Below are 16,182 nucleotides of genomic sequence, written 5' to 3'. Positions count from 1 at the left end.
GATGGGTTCCGCAAGGTCTCGAACAGGTTACGGAATGGCATATGTCCGTGTCTACTTCGAAGTAGGACAAAACGTGCATCGTCGTGAATGCCACATAACACTCACGTCGGACACCCACGAACGCACACGGGGCGGCCCCGACCGAAGTCGGAACCGCCCCGCGCGCAAGGACTCCTAGCGCATCACGCGTAGCGACGCGCGCCGTCGAACGGCATCGACGACACCGGCGCCAGCTTGACCGGCTGACCGGCGGTCGACGCGTGGATGACGTTGCCGTTGCCGGCGTAGATGCCCGAGTGGCTGCCGCCGTAGAACGAGATCACATCGCCGACCTGGAGGGCGTCGCGCGAGACCGGCACGCCTGCGGCGGCCTGGTCGTAGCTGGTGCGCGGGAGATTGAGGCCGGCCTGCTTGTAGGCCCACTGCACCAGACCCGAGCAGTCGAACGCGTCCGGGCCGGCGGCGCCGTACACGTAGGGGGAACCGAGCTTGGTCTCGGCGGCCTTGAACGCCTTCTCCCCCATGCTCATCACGGGCGCGGGAGCGGCGACGGGAGCCGGCAGGGCGGCGGCGCTGCCCGTGCCGATGCCCTGAGTGACGGACGCGATCGCGGCGTCTACCTGGGCCTGCGTGACACCGGGAACCTCGACGGTGCCGACACCCGGGACGTTGATCGGATCGGCCAGCGCCGGCGCTGCGGTGACCGTGACCGCTCCGACGGCCAGCGCGCCGGCAACGGCGGCGCGTCGCGCGGAACGCTTGAAAGTAGATGACGCCACGAGAAAGAGAACTCCGTTTCTTCCGTTCGTCCGCCGACCGAGTTAGCTGACGGGTTCGGGCTGGGAAGATCAGCCCTACCCGCCGACACCGCTTGCGCGGCTTCGACGGGATTCACCCCAGAGAAACTTGGGTTCCCGGCACGTCGCCTCCGAGGAGGCTTCGATTAGGCGGGCCCAGCGATGCCGCTCCGGGTGGGGCGGCAGACTCCGCTAGGTCTCGAGAAGATTACGAAAGCGCATCCGTGATGTCGATTCGAACGCGCGGAAATTGCCCCGTTGGTCCGTTTTGCCCGCCCTTGGCGCACTTCGGGCGACGAGAGATCACGGCGGGATAACAACCGGTCCGGTTTCGCCGCGATCCGGGGCGCGGCCCCGCTGCCGCGCCGATCGGCACCCGACCGACCGCACCAGGTGTTACCACTGGTCACCACCGCTTCCACTCGCGCACCGGGGACCGACGCACCGCGCCGACCGCCCGCGACCGAGGGCTCACGGCAGGCTCCGAAACCGCTCTCGCACAACACAGATCGCGAACCTCGCGCGCGCCGACCGAAACTCGGCACTGTGATGCTCGTCTCTTTGCCCCGGAACCGGGTCCAACGGCCCTGTCGGTACCCGGCCCTAGTGTCTACGGGCGTGAGTCCACCGCGCACCGCCCGCTCGACCGACGACGGTCAACTGACCTTCGACGAACTGGATGCCCCGCTGCGCGACACCACATTCGTGATCGTCGACCTCGAGACCACCGGCGGCAGCTCCGAGAACGATGCCATCACCGAGATCGGGGCGGTCAAGGTTCGGGGCGGTGAAATCCTCGGTGAGCTGGGCACTCTCGTCGACCCGGGACGGGCGATCCCGCCGTACATCGTGGAGATCACCGGGATCACCACCGCGATGGTGCGCGACGCCCCGCGCATCGACACCGTGCTGCCGGCGTTCCTCGAGTTCGCCCGCGGGTCGGTGCTGGTCGCCCACAACGCCGGCTTCGACGTCGGGTTCCTCAAGGCCGCCGCCGCGCGCGCCGGAATCCCCTGGCCCCGTTTCCAGGTGCTGTGCACCGTCAAACTCGCCCGCCGGGTGCTCAGCCGGGACGAGGCCCCCTCGGTGAAGCTGTCGGCGCTGGCAACGCTGCTCGGCGCGGACACGACGCCGACCCACCGCGCCCTCGACGACGCCCGGGCCACCGTCGACGTTCTCCACGCCCTCATCGGGCGCGTCGGCAACCAAGGCGTGCACAGCCTGCCGGAGCTACTCGACTATCTGCCGCGTGTGTCGTCGGAGCAGCGCGCCAAGCGCACGCTCGCCAGCCACCTGCCCCGCACCCCCGGGGTCTATCTCTTCCGCGGACCGTCCGACGAGGTTCTGTACGTCGGGACGGCCGTGGATCTGCGCCGACGCGTCCGCACCTACTTCACCGGCTCCGAGACGCGCGGGCGGATGAAGGAGATGGTCGCGCTCGCCACCCGGATCGACCACGTCGAGTGCGCCCATTCACTCGAGGCCGGGGTCCGGGAACTGCGGCTGCTCCGGGCGCACGTGCCGCCCTACAACCGGCGATCGAAATTCCCCATGCGCGGATGGTGGGTCACGCTCACCTCGGAGGCGTTCCCGCGTTTCTCCGTCGTCCGTACCCCGACCGCCGACGCCCTGGGCCCGTTCCGGTCCCGGACCGACGCCACCGACGTCGCCCAGACGGCCGCCGAGTTCTGCGGCCTCCGCACGTGCACGACGCGGATCGCGAAGGGACAGCGACACGGCCCGAAGTGCCCGCCCCGGGATCTCGGGGGCTGCCCCGCGCGCGCGGACGACGAGGAGGGGTACCGCCTCGCACCGGAACTGGCGCGGGCGCTGCTGCGGGGCGAGGACGACGCCCCGCTCCGAGACCTGCGGTCGCGCATCGAGGAACTCGCGGCGAACGAACTGTTCGAGAGCGCGGCCCGGTTGCGCGACCGCGCCGCCGCCCTCGGACTGGCGCTGCGCCGCATGCAACGCCTGGCAGCGCTCGCCGCCGTCGACGAACTGGTCGCCGCCCGCCGCTCCGACGAGGGCGGCTGGGAGTTCGCCGTCGTCCGTGCCGGGCGCCTCGCGGCCGCCGGCGTGGCGCGGCGCGGGGTGGCGCCCATGCCGGTCGTCGAGGCCCTGGTCGCGTCCGCCGAGACGGTCCTCCCCGACGAGACACCGCTGCGTGGCGCCTCCCCCGAGGAACTCGCGCTCGTCGCCCGCTGGCTCGACGCCGACGGCGTGCGGATCGTGCGGACCAGCCACGGCTACTACGAACCCGCCCGCGGGGCGGGATCGTGGGAGGAATGGTGCACGCTCGCCCGGGCCGCCCAACCGCCTACTGTGTTCGACGAACGTCAGCACAGTTAAGGAGCGACATGATCAACGCCATCGTCCTGATCCACGCCGAGGCCGACCGGATCCCGGAGACCGCACAGGCAGTGGCCGACCTCGACGGCGTGGCCGAGGTCTACTCGTGCGCAGGCGACATCGACCTGATCGCGATCGTGAAGGTCCGCAACCACGCGCAGATCGCGGAGGTCGTCACCGAACGCATCAACAAGGTGCAGGGCGTCATCAAGACCGCCACCCACATCGCGTTCCAGTCGTACTCGAGCGCGGACGTCGAGGCGGCCTTCTCGATCGGCGAGTAGGCCGCCTCCGTCCGTGCGGGACTCAGCGGGGGGCGGCCGCCAACTCCACGGTCAAGGCCGCCCACCGCTCGAGCAGCGCTGCGGCCGCCCCCGAGTCGATTGCACGGGCGGCCTTCTCCATAGCCGCGGTCAGCGACTCCTCGAGACCCCCCTCGAGTCCGTCGAACGCGGCGATCGCGCCGGCGGCGTTCAACAGCACCGCATCCCGGACCGGACCGGCGTCGCCGGCGAAGATCCCGCGCGCCACCCTCGCGTTGTCCGAGGCGTCGCCGCCGCGCAGGGCGTCGAGCGGCACCCGGGTGATGCCGAGGTCGGTCGGGTCCAGCTTCTGCGTGGTGACCGTGCCCCCGGTGACCACGTGCACGACGGACGTGGTCGACGTCGTGAGCTCGTCGAGGCCGTCGTCGCCGCGGACCACCAGCGCGGAGTTCCCGCGCTCGGCCATGACGCCGGCGATCACCCCGATCAGGTCCTCGAACGCGCAGCCGATCAGCCCGGCACGTGGCCGCGCCGGGTTGGTCAGCGGGCCCAGGACGTTGAACACCGTCGGGATGCCGATCTCCTTGCGCGGGGCTCCCGCGAACCGCAGCGCCGGGTGGAAGACCGGCGCGAAGCAGAAGCCGATGCCGACCTCCTCGACGCACCGCGCCACGTCCGCGGCACCGAGGTTGATGTGCACGCCGAGCGCCTCGAGCACGTCCGCGCCGCCGCTCTTCGACGACGCCGCCCGGTTGCCGTGCTTGACCACCCGGATACCGGACGCCGCGACGACGACGGACGCCATGGTCGAGATGTTGACGGTGTGCGAGCGGTCGCCACCGGTGCCGACGATGTCCACGACGTCGGGCGAGACCGGCACCGTCCGGGCGTGCCCGAGCATCGAGTCGGCCAGGCCACGCAGCTCGGCGGGGGTCGGGCCCTTCATCTTGAGGGCGACGCCGAACGCCGCGATCTGCGCCGACGTCGCGTTGTCGGACATGATCTCGTCCATCGCCCACGCAGTGTCGTCGGCGGACAGGTCACGGCCGTCGGTGAGGGCGCCGAGGACCGCGGGCCAGCTCCGGTCGACCGCGCCCGCCACTCGATCCGTGCCCTGCGCTGCCGACTGCCGCACCATCGCGATCCCTTTCGCTGCCCGTTCACCCGGTGCCCGGTGGGCACCGTCGTCCCGCAGCTTAGTGCGCGCGTGCGCGGCGTTGATCACTCACCGGCCGCGGACGGCTGCAGCGCTTCCCAGCCCAGCGCGGTCCCGTCCAGCCGCTGGGCCAGCCCCGCCATGCGGGACCGTTCCTGCGAGCAGTGCAGGGCGTCGAGGACCTGCACCCGCTCGAGCCGGAGGATCACGGCGGTGTCGTCCGCCGGATCGGGGTCACCGGCGGGCGCGTAGCCGTCCTGGGCCGCGATGTCGACGGCCTGCGCCACCGCGGCGGCCGGCAGGCGGAGATGGTGCCGGAGGACCGCCTCGGCGTCGGGGATCCATGCGGGATCGCCCGCGGCGCCGCGCTCGAGTGCCGTCGAGCAGGCCTCGACGTCGTCGAATCCGGACACCACCACGACGAGGTCCGCGCGGGTCCGATCGAGCGGCGTGGCCGAGCGCCTGGACAGAATTCCGCCTATCCAACGAGCGACTCCACGTCTGAGTTCCATGTGCCTACTTTGTCACGTCCGCCGACGGCCGCCTCGACCGCAGAGGAACCACCCCTGACCTGCATCGACGCGCCGAGACAGGACCCGGGTGGCTTTCCTTTACGACGAAGCGTCATACTTCTCAGCGTGACGAGCGCAGTAGGGACTTCAGGATCGGCAATCACCCAGCGCGTGCACTCGCTGAACCGGCCAAACATGGTCAGCGTCGGCACCATCGTGTGGTTGTCAAGCGAGCTCATGTTCTTCGCAGGGCTCTTCGCCATGTATTTCGTTGCACGAGCACAGGCGAATGGGAACTGGCCACCGGAGCCGACGGAGCTGAATCTCACGTTGGCCGTGCCGGTCACGCTGGTGCTGATCGCGTCTTCCTTCACCTGCCAGATGGGTGTCTTCGCGGCTGAGAAGGGCGACGTCTTCGGTCTCCGGCGTTGGTACTTGCTCACCCTTGCCATGGGCACGTTCTTCGTGCTCGGCCAGGGCTACGAGTACTACCACCTGGTGCACGAGGGCACGACGATTTCGAGCAGCGTGTACGGATCGGTCTTCTACATGACGACCGGCTTCCACGGACTGCACGTCATCGGCGGTCTGATCGCGTTCGTCTTCTTGATCGTCCGCACCAAGGTCAGCAAGTTCACGCCTGCACAGGCCACTGCGGCGATCGTCGTTTCGTACTACTGGCACTTCGTCGACATTGTGTGGATCGGCCTGTTCGCCACGATTTATTTCATCCGTTAGCCAGCTGAACGACCAGGCAGCCCCCTGACGCTTCAGTCGTCCCGACATACCCAAAGGGATACAGATGAGTTCATCCCCCCCTCCCGCAATCGAGGGTGACATGCCCAACCGCACCACAGCAGGTTCCGCCGCCAAGGCGCGCCGCCAGCGCAAGCTGCGTCGGCGCGTCACCGGCGCGCTGATCCTCATGCTGGGACTCGTGAGCGCCGGATTCCTCGCCTCCGCTCTGACGCCTGCTCCGCAGGTCGCCACCGCGAGCGACGATTCCGCAGCGCTGATCCGCGAAGGCAAGCAGCTCTACGACACCTCCTGCATCACGTGCCACGGCGCGAACCTGCAGGGTGTCCAGGACCGCGGCCCCAGCCTGATCGGTGTCGGCGAAGCCGCCGTGTACTTCCAGGTGTCGTCCGGTCGTATGCCGGCCGCCCGCAACGAGGCGCAGGCTGCCCGCAAGCCCGCCAAGTTCGACGCCCGCCAGACCGACGCCATCGGCGCCTACGTCCAGTCGCAGGGCGGCGGCCCGACCCTCGTCCGTGACGAGAACGGCGAGATCGCACAGTCGTCGCTGCGTGGCGGCGACGTCGCGCGCGGTAGCGAGCTGTTCCGCATGAACTGCGCGTCGTGCCACAACTTCACCGGACGCGGCGGCGCGCTGTCCTCCGGCAAGTACGCCCCCGTTCTGGACCCGGCCAGCGAGCAGCAGATCTACGCCGCCATGGTCACGGGCCCCCAGAACATGCCCAAGTTCTCCGATCGTCAGCTGACGCTCGAGGAGAAGAAGGACATCATCGCCTACGTCAAGCAGTCGAGTGAGGCCAAGAACCCCGGTGGCTACGGCCTCGGTGGCATCGGACCGGGTTCCGAGGGTCTCGCAATGTGGGTCATCGGCATCGTCGCAGTCGTCGGCGCAGCACTGTGGATCGGAGCAAGGTCATGAGCGACGCCGGCAGCGGCGGCACGCCGAAGAAGTACACGGACGACGAACTCGACCGGATGAGCCGGGACGAACTCGTCGAGCTCGGTACCAATCTCGACGGCGTCGATGTGGCGTTCCAGAAGGATCGCTGGGCGGTCGAGGGCACCAAGGCCGAGAAGCGCGCTGAGCGCTCGGTGGCCTTCTGGTTCATCCTCGCCGGCATCTCGGCGCTCGCCTTCATCGGCATCTTCCTGTTCTGGCCGTGGGAGTGGGCCGGCGAGGGCGACGACACCTACTGGGCGTACAACCTGTACACCCCGCTGATCGGCTTCACGATGGGTCTCGCGATCCTCGGTGTCGGCGTCGGCGCGGTGAAGTTCACCAAGAAGTTCATCCCCGAAGAGGTCTCGATCCAGGACCGCCACGACGGCGGTTCGGCCGAGGTCGACAAGCGGACCCTCGGGGCCCAGCTGACCGACACTCTGGACAAGTCGACGATCGGCCGCCGCAAGATGATCAAGCGCAGCCTGATCTTCGGTGGCGGCGCCATCGGCGTCATGTCGGTCATGCCCCTCGGCGGCATGATCAAGAACCCGTGGGCCAAGGGCGACAACTCCCCGCTGTGGGTGTCCGGCTGGACCCCCCGCTACGAGGGCGAGACGATCTACCTGCGTCGCGACACCGGCCGTCCGCACGACATCGTGCTGGTGCGCCCGGAGGACCTCGACGCCGGCGGCATGGAGACGGTCTTCCCGTTCCGTGAGTCCGAGCGTGGCAACGACGAGGAGCTGTTCAAGGCGCTGCGCGGTATCCGCAACGCCGTCATGCTCATCCGTCTGCGCACCGAGGACGCCGAGAGGGCTGTCAAGCGCAAGGGCCAGGAGAGCTTCAACTACGGCGACTACATCGCCTACTCGAAGATCTGCACCCACCTCGGCTGCCCCACCTCGCTGTACGAGCAGCAGACCAACCGGATCCTGTGCCCCTGCCACCAGTCGCAGTTCGACGCGCTGCAGTACGGCAAGCCGATTTTCGGTCCCGCCGCTCGTGCTCTTCCGCAGCTGCCTATTACTGTGAACGAAGAGGGCTACCTCGTCGCCAACGGTGACTTCATCGAAGCCCTCGGCCCGGCATTTTGGGAGCGTCGACCGTGACCACTACCACTCCATCCAGAGTTGCCGCCCAAGCAGAGGCAGTCGACTCCCGCTACCACCTCGCGGCAGGCATGAAGCGGCAGATCAACAAGGTCTTCCCGACCCATTGGTCTTTCATGCTCGGCGAGATCGCGCTCTACAGCTTCATCATCCTGCTGATCTCGGGTGTCTACCTGACGCTGTTCTTCGACCCGTCGCTGGCCGAGGTCACCTACAACGGTGCGTACGAGCCGCTCCGCGGCGTCGAGATGTCCCGCGCCTACGAGACCACGCTGAACATCTCGTTCGAGGTTCGCGGCGGTCTGTTCGTCCGGCAGATCCACCACTGGGCTGCGCTGATGTTCGCCGCGTCGATCATCGTGCACCTGCTGCGCATCTTCTTCACCGGCGCGTTCCGTCGCCCGCGTGAGGCGAACTGGGTCATCGGCTCGCTGCTGCTGATCCTGGCGATGTTCGAGGGCTTCTTCGGCTACTCGCTGCCCGACGACCTTCTCTCCGGTACGGGTCTGCGCGCCGCGCTGTCCGGCATCACGCTGAGTGTTCCGATCGCCGGCACGTGGCTGCACTGGCTGATCTTCGGTGGAGACTTCCCCGGCACCCTGATCATCCCGCGCCTGTACGTCGCGCACGTGCTGCTCGTCCCGGGCATCCTGCTGGCCCTCATCGCCGCCCACCTGGCGCTGGTGTGGTACCAGAAGCACACGCAGTTCCCCGGCCCCGGCCGAACCGAGCAGAACGTCGTCGGCGTCCGGATCCTCCCGGTGTTCGCCCTCAAGGGCGGCGCGTTCTTCGCGTTCACGTTCGGCATCCTGGCGATCATGGGCGGCGTCCTGCAGATCAACCCGATCTGGAACATCGGCCCGTACAACCCGTCGCAGGTGTCGGCCGGCTCGCAGCCCGACTTCTACATGATGTGGACCGACGGCATGGCGCGTCTGTGGCCGGCGTGGGAGATCTACCTGTTCGACCGGTACACGATCCCCGCCGTGTTCGCTGTCGCACTGATCATGGGCATCGTGTTCGCACTGCTGATCGCGTACCCGTGGATCGAGAAGAAGTTCACGAAGGACGACGCGCACCACAACCTGCTGCAGCGTCCGCGTGACGTCCCGGTCCGCACCGGCATCGGCGCGATGGCCATCGCGTTCTACCTGGTGCTCACGATCTCCTGTGTCAACGACATCATCGCGTACCACCTGGACATCTCGCTCAACGCGATGACCTGGATCGGTCGTATCGGCATGGTGGTCCTGCCTCCGCTCGCGTACTACGTGACCTACCGCTTCTGCATCGGTCTGCAGCGGAGCGACCGCGCGGTGCTCGAGCACGGCATCGAGACCGGCATCATCAAGCGCCTGCCGCACGGTGAGTACGTCGAGATCCACCAGCCGCTCGGCCCGGTCGACGATCACGGCCACCCGATCCCGCTGGAGTACCAGGGTGCTGCGATCCCGAAGAAGATGAACAAGCTCGGTTCGGCCGGCAAGCCCGGCTCGGGCAGCTGGGTCACCCCCGACCCGGTCGAGCAGAGCCAGGCTCTCGAGGCTGCCGATCACGCAGCCGAGCACGAGCAGCTTCGGATTCTCACGGAGTACCAGGACCGCAACCGCGGAAACGGCTCCGGCGACGGCGAAGCGCACTAGTTCGCCGAGACTGACGGGAAAGGCCCGAACCCTCACGGGTTCGGGCCTTTCCCGTTTCGGTGTGCGTGGAGGCGCCGCTCCCCTCCCCTGCCAGGACTCCTCAGCTGGTCGTCCAGTTGCGGGGTGTTTCGGACTAGGGAGTGTTCAGGTACGTTTCGATGGCTTGCTGGGCCTTCGGGTTGCCGTTGCCGATACCGATGAGGCCTCCGATGACGGCGCCGGTCGGGCCGCCGATGATGCAGCCGGCGAGGCTGCCGGGGAACATCGATACGCAGCCGATGCCGAGGCCTATCGCGGAGCCCGTCGCGGCCCCCGCGGCGCCGCCCTGCTCCCAGCCGATGCCCAACTCGTTCAACATGTTGTCGAGTGCCTGCTGTTTGGTCAGTGGCGGCTGGGTGGTCGGCGGCGGGTCCGCGTGCGCGGTCCCGGCTCCGACGAATACCGCTCCGGTGACGAGCGCCGATGCTGCCACCTTCTTGATCAGGTTCATCGCGATCCCCACCTCGCGGTCGAAGGACGAGTCCGGCCGACTGTAGTCCTGCCGTCTCCCGGCCGTCCGGCTAACGGTCCGCACTGTTACCCGGCTGCTGCCATGACGATCTACCGGTCGTCGAGTTGACTGTTCCCGTCGAGGACCTCCACCGGGGTCAGCTACCAACTCGCAGCGCCATAGGCGTCCCTGTCGACCTAGAGGCGGCGGTTCGCGTGGCGGACGACGTCGTGGATCTTGTGTCGCTGGGTGTCGAATCTCAGCGGCGCTGCGGATCGCTTCGCTGGTAGGCGCCCGGATTCGGGCGACCTCCTTCGAGTCGATCATCTCGCTGGTGCCGGGGCCTAGCTCACTGGGGCAACCGGCGAGATGCAGCGAAGACTAGCGCGCCTCGCTACTTTGACGGATCTCGGGCGCGTCGGCTGGCGTCGCTGGTTTAGCCGGTATGCCAAGTTCGATGCTTGCGCTGCACCTCCGAGCGATCGGAGCCTACGAAATGTCCGCGGCCCGGACGAATCTCAACTCACGCGATCTTCGTGTGCCCCAGCCAGTTGGCTCGCGAGACTTCCGCAGGGCCCTCGATCCCGGTACACCGCCGCGCCCCATCACGACTGCTGGCGCGTGGTGGGCTCGGACGATCGGTCCGGCGCATTCGACGGACCTCCGCATCCTGGACGCCCAGCCGCTGGAGGATCAGTGTCACCCCGTAAGGGTGAGGAGGTGGCGGTGCTGCGGAACTAGGGTCACGCTGACCGACCCATGTCGTGCGAGGAGGAACATTGGAGCACCACGGCAATGCGCTGACACCCGAAGCCTTCGGCGTCGGTGTCCCGGACAGCATCGAGACACCGATCGGCACGTTCGACTTCTTCGACGGTGTCCCGCTTCCGGACACCACGCGGACCCTGTACGACGGGCTCGACTTCCTGCGCGGAATCGAGGTGTTCCTCAACGCGGTGCCCGGAGCGTCCCTGGTGGCGATGCGCACCGGATTCCGCAGCGTCGGCATCGACGGCCCGGGAATTGTCGCCTTCACCGAACCCCGGGCGAACTCGGGTAGCTACTTTCTCACCCCGAACACGGAGACCACCTACGGCACGATGTTCATCGACCTGCGCGACGGCCCGGTGGTCATCGAACCGCCCACGCAGTCGCTGTGTGTGGTGGACGACTTCTGGTTCCGCTACGTCGCCGACATGGGCATCGCCGGCCCGGACAAGGGTGCGGGCGGCAAGTACCTGTTCCTGCCGCCCGGCCACGAGGGGGCCGAACCGGACGGCTACTACGTCTACCGGACACCGACCTACACCAACTGGGTCGTGCTCCGGGCGCTCGGCGGTGTCGAGGCGATGAAACAGACCCGCGTCTACCGGCTGACCGAGGCCGCGGACCCGCCGCCGACGACGTTCGTGAACGTCGCCGACAAGCAGTTCAACACCGTGCACGCGAACGACTTCTCGTTCTTCGAGGAACTCGACGAACTGGTTCAGGAGGAGCCCGCCGACTCCCTCGATCCCGAGCGGGCCGGTCAACTCGCCGCGATCGGGATCCAGCACGGCCGGAAGTTCGATCCGGACGAGCGTCTGCGCGGCATCCTGGACGCCGCCGCGAAGACGGCCGCCGGGATCAGCCGCGCGCTGGTCTACTCGCCCCGCAACCCGGACAGCTTCGTGTTCGAGGGATCGTCCTGGAAGGAGGCGTTCGTCGGCGGCAGCTACGAATTCCTCGACAACCACGCGCGACTGCTCGACGCCCGCACCCAGTTCCACTACTTCGCCACGGTGATCACCCCGGCGATGGCTCACGCCCAGGTGGGCGCCGGGTCCGCGTACGCCTACACGGCCGAGGACGCTCAGGGGCGGATCCTCGACGGCGGCAGGACCTATCGGCTCACGCTGCCGCCGAATCCGCCGGCGAAGAACTTCTGGTCCGTCGACATCTACGACACCCAGACCCGGTCGCTCCTGCAGACGGACAATCCGTATCCGAGCCTGATGAGCCTGACCGGAACGGTCGAACCCGAGCCGGACGGATCGTTCGTCCTGTGGTTCGGACCGACCGCGCCCGCGGGCAAGGAGGCGAACTGGATCCAGACCGTGCCGAACAAGAGCTGGTTCCCGATGCTGCGGCTCTACGGCCCCCTCGAACCGTGGTTCGAGAAGACCTGGCAGCCGAGCGAACTCGAGGAGACCCCGCTCCCGCGCGGCTGACCGATTCCGGCACGCGAACGCCGAAGGCGCCGAACCCTTGTCGGGTTCGGCGCCTTCGGCGTCGATCTGGGCGAGAGCTAGTGCTTCTCGGGTCCGAGGTGGTACTCGAAGACCAGTCCTGCGGCGGCCGTGAGGACCAGCACCACCGCGATGACGATCATCCACGGCTGGAAGAAGGCCAGCGACAGAGCGGCGATCGCGGCGGCACCGGCCAGCAGGATGGGCCAGAAGCTACCCGGGCTGAAGAAGCCCAGATCGCCGGAGCCGTCGGAGATCTCCGCCTCCTCGTAGTCCTCGGGGCGGGTGTCGAGACGACGCGCCACGAACCGGAAGTACGTTCCGACGATGAGGCTCAGACCCGCCGACAGGACGATCGCGGTCAGGCCGGCCCACTCGATTCCGGTGCGCGACATGGCGGTGAAGACGCCGTAGACGATCGCGACGAGAATGAAGAACACCGTCAGGATCTCGAAGAGCTTGGCTTCGATCTTCATATCAGTTCTTGTCCTTGGTCAGGGGTGCTCGGGGGTCAGTTGCCGCTGACCGATGCCTCGCGCACGGTGCGGTCGGTGTAGAACGGCGAGGTGGAAGTCGCGGTCGGCGACTCACCGATCGACGCCAGTGCCTCAGCGGTGTTCAGGCCCTTGCCGCCTTCCTCGACGGGCTTGCGAGCCTCGATGTACTTCTCGAACTTCTCCGGCGTCACTGCACGGACCTCGAAGTTCATCATCGCGTGGAAGGTGCCGCACATCTCGGCGCAGCGGCCCACGAACGCGCCTTCCTTCTCGATCTCGCTGATCTGGAAGACGTTGTCCGAGTGGTTCTCCTTCGGGTTCGGGTTCACGTCACGCTTGAACAGGAACTCCGGCACCCAGAAGGAGTGGATGACGTCCGAGGACGCGAGCACGAACTCGATGCGCTTGCCGGTCGGCAGAACGAGGATCGGAACCTCGTTGCTGGAGCCGACGGTCTCGATCTTGTCGTAGTGCAGGTAGGACAGATCCTGCGTGTTCTTGCCGTGGATCGGGCCGATCTTCTCGTTGCCGTGCTCGTCGACGCCCTCCGGCTTCGACGCGGCGAGTGCGGCCGCGGTGGCGGCCTCATCGGTGCCCTCGTACTTGGCGGTGCCGTCGCCGAGGTCGATGGTGCGGTAACCGAACTTCCAGTTCCACTGGTACGCGGTGACATCCACCACGACGTTCGGGTTGTCCTTCTTCTCGGTCACGTAGTTCTGAACGACCACGGTGAAGTAGAAGAGCACAGCGATGATCACGAACGGTACGGCCGTGTAGAAGAGCTCCAGCGGCACGTTGTATGCCGTCTGACGCGGGAACTCGGGCGAGTCCTTCTTCTTGCGGTGGAAGACGACCACCCAGAAGGTGAGGCCCCACACGATGACACCCATGACGAGGGCGGCGATGACCGACCACGTCCACAGTTCGCGCATACGTTCGGCCTGCGGGGTAACTCCCGATGGCCACCCGAAGCGAAGCACCGAATTGTCGATTGAACAACCCGACAACAGCATGGCAGCTATGCCGAGAGATGCTGCCAGCCCGGCTCGCCGAAGGATCCGACCTTGCGCCACGTTCACGCCTTCCTGATCGCCGCAATTCCACTAGGGCACACCCGAAGGGAAGGCCCAATTACTACGCAGCGTAGACCAAAGGCGCCGATCCTCCACTCTCGGGTAGGCGCCCGTGTTGGAGTCGGGACCAACGACCCTCCACCGTACGCTTCCCACCTGGGATTCAGCTGAGATCGCGATGCACGCGCACGGTCCACCGACGGTCCCCGCGCGGAAACTGCGGCATACTTCCCTGGGGAATTCGCCGTCGCGCATCGGGGCGGTCGCGTTCCGACCGACAATCGACTCTGAATCGAGGTACTGGACGCTGTGTGCGGACTGCTCGGACTACTCACCACCGACGGCACCAGCGACGACGCGGTCGCGCGCGTCGATGCGGCCATGCACTGCCTGCGCCATCGTGGCCCCGACGAGCACGGGACATGGCACGACGACGACCTGATCTTCGGCTTCAACCGGCTGTCGATCATCGACCTCGAGCACTCCCACCAGCCGCTGCGCTGGGGGCCGCCCGAGAACCCGGAGCGCTACGCGCTCACCTTCAACGGCGAGATCTACAACTATCTCGAGGTCCGCGCCGAGCTCGCGAAGGATCACGGCGCCCAGTTCCGCACCGAGGGTGACAGCGAGGCCATCGTCGCCGCGTACCACTACTGGGGCGCCGACGCGGTCCGCCGGCTGCGCGGCATGTTCGCGTTCGCGGTGTGGGACACCGAGACCCGCGAGCTGTTCGTCGCCCGCGACCCGTTCGGCATCAAGCCGCTGTTCATCGCGACCGGAACGGGCGGCACCGCGTTCGGCAGCGAGAAGAAGAGCCTGCTCGAGCTGGCCGACGTCATCGGCATCGACACCGACCTCGATCCGCGCGCGATCGAGCACTACACCGTGCTGCAGTACGTGCCCGAGCCGGAGACGCTGCACGCCCGGATCCGCCGCCTCGAGTCGGGCTGCTACGCGCGCCTGACCCCGGGCAAGGATCCCGAGATCACCCGCTACTTCACGCCCAAGTTCCCGGCCGTGCCGTTCGCCGCGGGGTCGGAACAGTCCCGCTACCGGGAGATCGCGGAGGCGCTGGAGGACTCGGTCGCCAAGCACATGCGCGCGGACGTCACCGTCGGCTCGTTCCTGTCGGGCGGCATCGACTCGACGGCCATCGCGGCGCTCGCGATGCGGCACAACCCGAACCTGATCACGTTCACCACCGGCTTCGAGCGCGAGGGCTACTCCGAGGTGGACGTCGCGGCCGAGTCCGCGGCGGCGATCGGCGCCCGGCACGTGGTCAAGGTCGTCTCCCCCGCCGAGTTCGCGGCCGCGATCCCCGAGATCATCTGGTATCTCGACGACCCGGTCGCCGACCCGGCGCTGGTGCCGCTGTGGTTCGTCGCGAAGGAGGCCCGCAAGCACGTCAAGGTGGTGCTCTCCGGTGAGGGCGCCGACGAGCTGTTCGGCGGCTACACGATCTACCGCGAGCCGCTGTCGCTCAAGCCCTTCGAGTACCTGCCGAAGCCGCTGCGGCGCGCTGCGGGCAAGCTGTCCGAGCGCATCCCGGAGGGCACCCGCGGCAAGAGCCTGCTCAACCGCGGTTCGATGACGCTCGAGGAGCGCTACTACGGCAACGCCCGCAGCTTCAACGACGCGCAGCTGCGCGCCGTGCTGCGCGACTTCCGCCCCGAGTGGACGCACCAGGACGTGACCGCGCCGATCTACGCGCAGTCCCGCGACTGGGATCCGGTGGCGCGCATGCAGCACCTTGACCTGTTCACCTGGCTGCGGGGCGACATCCTCGTCAAGGCCGACAAGATGACGATGGCCAACTCGCTCGAGCTGCGGGTGCCGTTCCTCGACCCCGAGGTCTTCGACGTCGCGTCCCGGGTGCCGCTGGATCAGAAGATCACGAAGGACACCACCAAGTACGCGCTGCGGCAGGCGCTCGAGGGCATCGTCCCGCCGCACGTGCTGCACCGCGCGAAGCTGGGCTTCCCGGTTCCGCTGCGGCATTGGCTGCGCGGCACCGAGCTCTTCGACTGGGCGCACCAGCAGATCGCCGAGTCGGGCACCGACCACATCTTCGACAAGGCCGCGGTCACCCGGATGCTGAACGAGCACCGCGCGGGCACGTCGGATCACAGCCGCCGGCTGTGGACGGTCCTGTGCTTCATGGTGTGGCACGGCATCTTCGTCGAGAAGCGCATCGTGCCGCAGATCCAGGAGCCGGTGTACCCCGTCAGCCTCTAGGTGTACCCGGCCAGGACGTTGGTAGCGGGCGTGTCGGCTTGATGTGAAGAGAACCTCCGAGTGGGGTGTGGCTTGTCTAAGGCCCACATCCGCTCGGAGGTTCTCGTGTCCCACCGTAATGCCCGCAC

General features: G+C 67.6%; 14 protein-coding genes and 1 riboswitch. Of the genes, 8 read left to right on the top strand and 6 right to left on the bottom strand.

Annotated elements, in window-relative coordinates; all coding sequences use genetic code 11:
- Nucleotides 1-182: 182 nt before the first annotated feature.
- Entirely contained in the window at nt 183-779 is a 597-nt protein-coding gene (locus EGT67_RS12390; RefSeq protein WP_127916392.1) for a C40 family peptidase, read from the bottom strand.
- A gap of 15 nt (nt 780-794) precedes the next feature.
- Nucleotides 795-960, bottom strand: a riboswitch (cyclic di-AMP (ydaO/yuaA leader).
- A gap of 386 nt (nt 961-1,346) precedes the next feature.
- Here EGT67_RS12390 and EGT67_RS12385 point away from each other — a divergent pair.
- Together EGT67_RS12385 and EGT67_RS12380 are read left to right on the top strand one after the other, a co-directional pair.
- Nucleotides 1,347-3,149, top strand: coding sequence for a DEDD exonuclease domain-containing protein (locus EGT67_RS12385; RefSeq protein WP_241566025.1), 1,803 nt, complete (start codon nt 1,347-1,349; stop codon nt 3,147-3,149).
- Between the two features lie 8 nt (nt 3,150-3,157).
- Entirely contained in the window at nt 3,158-3,433 is a 276-nt protein-coding gene (locus tag EGT67_RS12380) for an Lrp/AsnC family transcriptional regulator (protein WP_127916390.1), read from the top strand.
- A 22-nt stretch (nt 3,434-3,455) separates the two neighbouring features.
- On the opposite strand, the gene trpD is transcribed toward EGT67_RS12380, so the two are convergent.
- Together trpD and EGT67_RS12370 are read right to left on the bottom strand one after the other, a co-directional pair.
- Nucleotides 3,456-4,550 (bottom strand): anthranilate phosphoribosyltransferase, encoded by a 1,095-nt coding sequence (gene trpD / locus EGT67_RS12375; protein WP_127916389.1) that lies wholly within the window; start codon nt 4,548-4,550, stop codon nt 3,456-3,458.
- Between the two features lie 83 nt (nt 4,551-4,633).
- Nucleotides 4,634-5,080, bottom strand: coding sequence for a hypothetical protein (locus EGT67_RS12370; protein ID WP_206612362.1), 447 nt, complete (start codon nt 5,078-5,080; stop codon nt 4,634-4,636).
- Between the two features lie 126 nt (nt 5,081-5,206).
- Between EGT67_RS12370 and ctaE the strand changes: the two genes are divergently transcribed.
- The 4 genes from ctaE to qcrB all read left to right on the top strand — a co-directional run bounded on the left by ctaE (nt 5,207) and on the right by qcrB (nt 9,531).
- Entirely contained in the window at nt 5,207-5,818 is a 612-nt protein-coding gene (gene ctaE / locus EGT67_RS12365; RefSeq protein ID WP_127916388.1) for an aa3-type cytochrome oxidase subunit III, read from the top strand.
- Between the two features lie 64 nt (nt 5,819-5,882).
- Nucleotides 5,883-6,755: a cytochrome bc1 complex diheme cytochrome c subunit gene (gene qcrC / locus EGT67_RS12360; protein WP_206612361.1), complete on the top strand. Its 873-nt coding sequence runs from the start codon at nt 5,883-5,885 to the stop codon at nt 6,753-6,755.
- The gene (gene qcrA / locus EGT67_RS12355) at nt 6,752-7,888 is read left to right on the top strand and encodes a cytochrome bc1 complex Rieske iron-sulfur subunit (protein ID WP_127916387.1); all 1,137 of its coding nucleotides are present in this window, start codon (nt 6,752-6,754) and stop codon (nt 7,886-7,888) included. Before qcrC ends, qcrA begins: the two co-directional genes overlap by 4 nt.
- A complete protein-coding gene (gene qcrB, locus EGT67_RS12350; protein WP_127916386.1) occupies nt 7,885-9,531 on the top strand; it encodes a cytochrome bc1 complex cytochrome b subunit in 1,647 nt (548 codons plus the stop codon). Before qcrA ends, qcrB begins: the two co-directional genes overlap by 4 nt.
- 133 nt (nt 9,532-9,664) lie before the next feature.
- Here qcrB and EGT67_RS12345 read toward each other — a convergent pair whose 3' ends face one another.
- The gene (locus tag EGT67_RS12345; protein WP_127916385.1) at nt 9,665-10,021 is read right to left on the bottom strand and encodes a hypothetical protein; all 357 of its coding nucleotides are present in this window, start codon (nt 10,019-10,021) and stop codon (nt 9,665-9,667) included.
- A gap of 779 nt (nt 10,022-10,800) precedes the next feature.
- Here EGT67_RS12345 and EGT67_RS12340 point away from each other — a divergent pair.
- Nucleotides 10,801-12,231, top strand: a complete 1,431-nt coding sequence (locus tag EGT67_RS12340; protein WP_241565992.1) for a DUF1254 domain-containing protein — start codon at nt 10,801-10,803, stop codon at nt 12,229-12,231.
- A 77-nt stretch (nt 12,232-12,308) separates the two neighbouring features.
- On the opposite strand, the gene EGT67_RS12335 is transcribed toward EGT67_RS12340, so the two are convergent.
- Together EGT67_RS12335 and ctaC are read right to left on the bottom strand one after the other, a co-directional pair.
- Nucleotides 12,309-12,725, bottom strand: coding sequence for a cytochrome c oxidase subunit 4 (locus EGT67_RS12335; RefSeq protein ID WP_127916384.1), 417 nt, complete (start codon nt 12,723-12,725; stop codon nt 12,309-12,311).
- A gap of 35 nt (nt 12,726-12,760) precedes the next feature.
- Entirely contained in the window at nt 12,761-13,825 is a 1,065-nt protein-coding gene (ctaC, locus tag EGT67_RS12330) for an aa3-type cytochrome oxidase subunit II (RefSeq protein ID WP_127916383.1), read from the bottom strand.
- A 303-nt stretch (nt 13,826-14,128) separates the two neighbouring features.
- Here ctaC and asnB point away from each other — a divergent pair, with 303 nt between their 5' ends.
- Nucleotides 14,129-16,054 carry an asparagine synthase (glutamine-hydrolyzing) gene (asnB, locus tag EGT67_RS12325; RefSeq protein WP_127916382.1) on the top strand — a complete coding sequence of 642 codons (1,926 nt, stop codon included), beginning with the start codon at nt 14,129-14,131 and terminating at the stop codon, nt 16,052-16,054.
- Nucleotides 16,055-16,182: the final 128 nt, after the last annotated feature.

This window comes from Prescottella agglutinans (assembly GCF_004011865.1).
Classification (GTDB): domain Bacteria; phylum Actinomycetota; class Actinomycetes; order Mycobacteriales; family Mycobacteriaceae; genus Prescottella; species Prescottella agglutinans.
The sequence above is the reverse complement of the archived record's forward strand: the minus strand, read 5'-3'. Positions and strand labels throughout refer to the sequence as shown.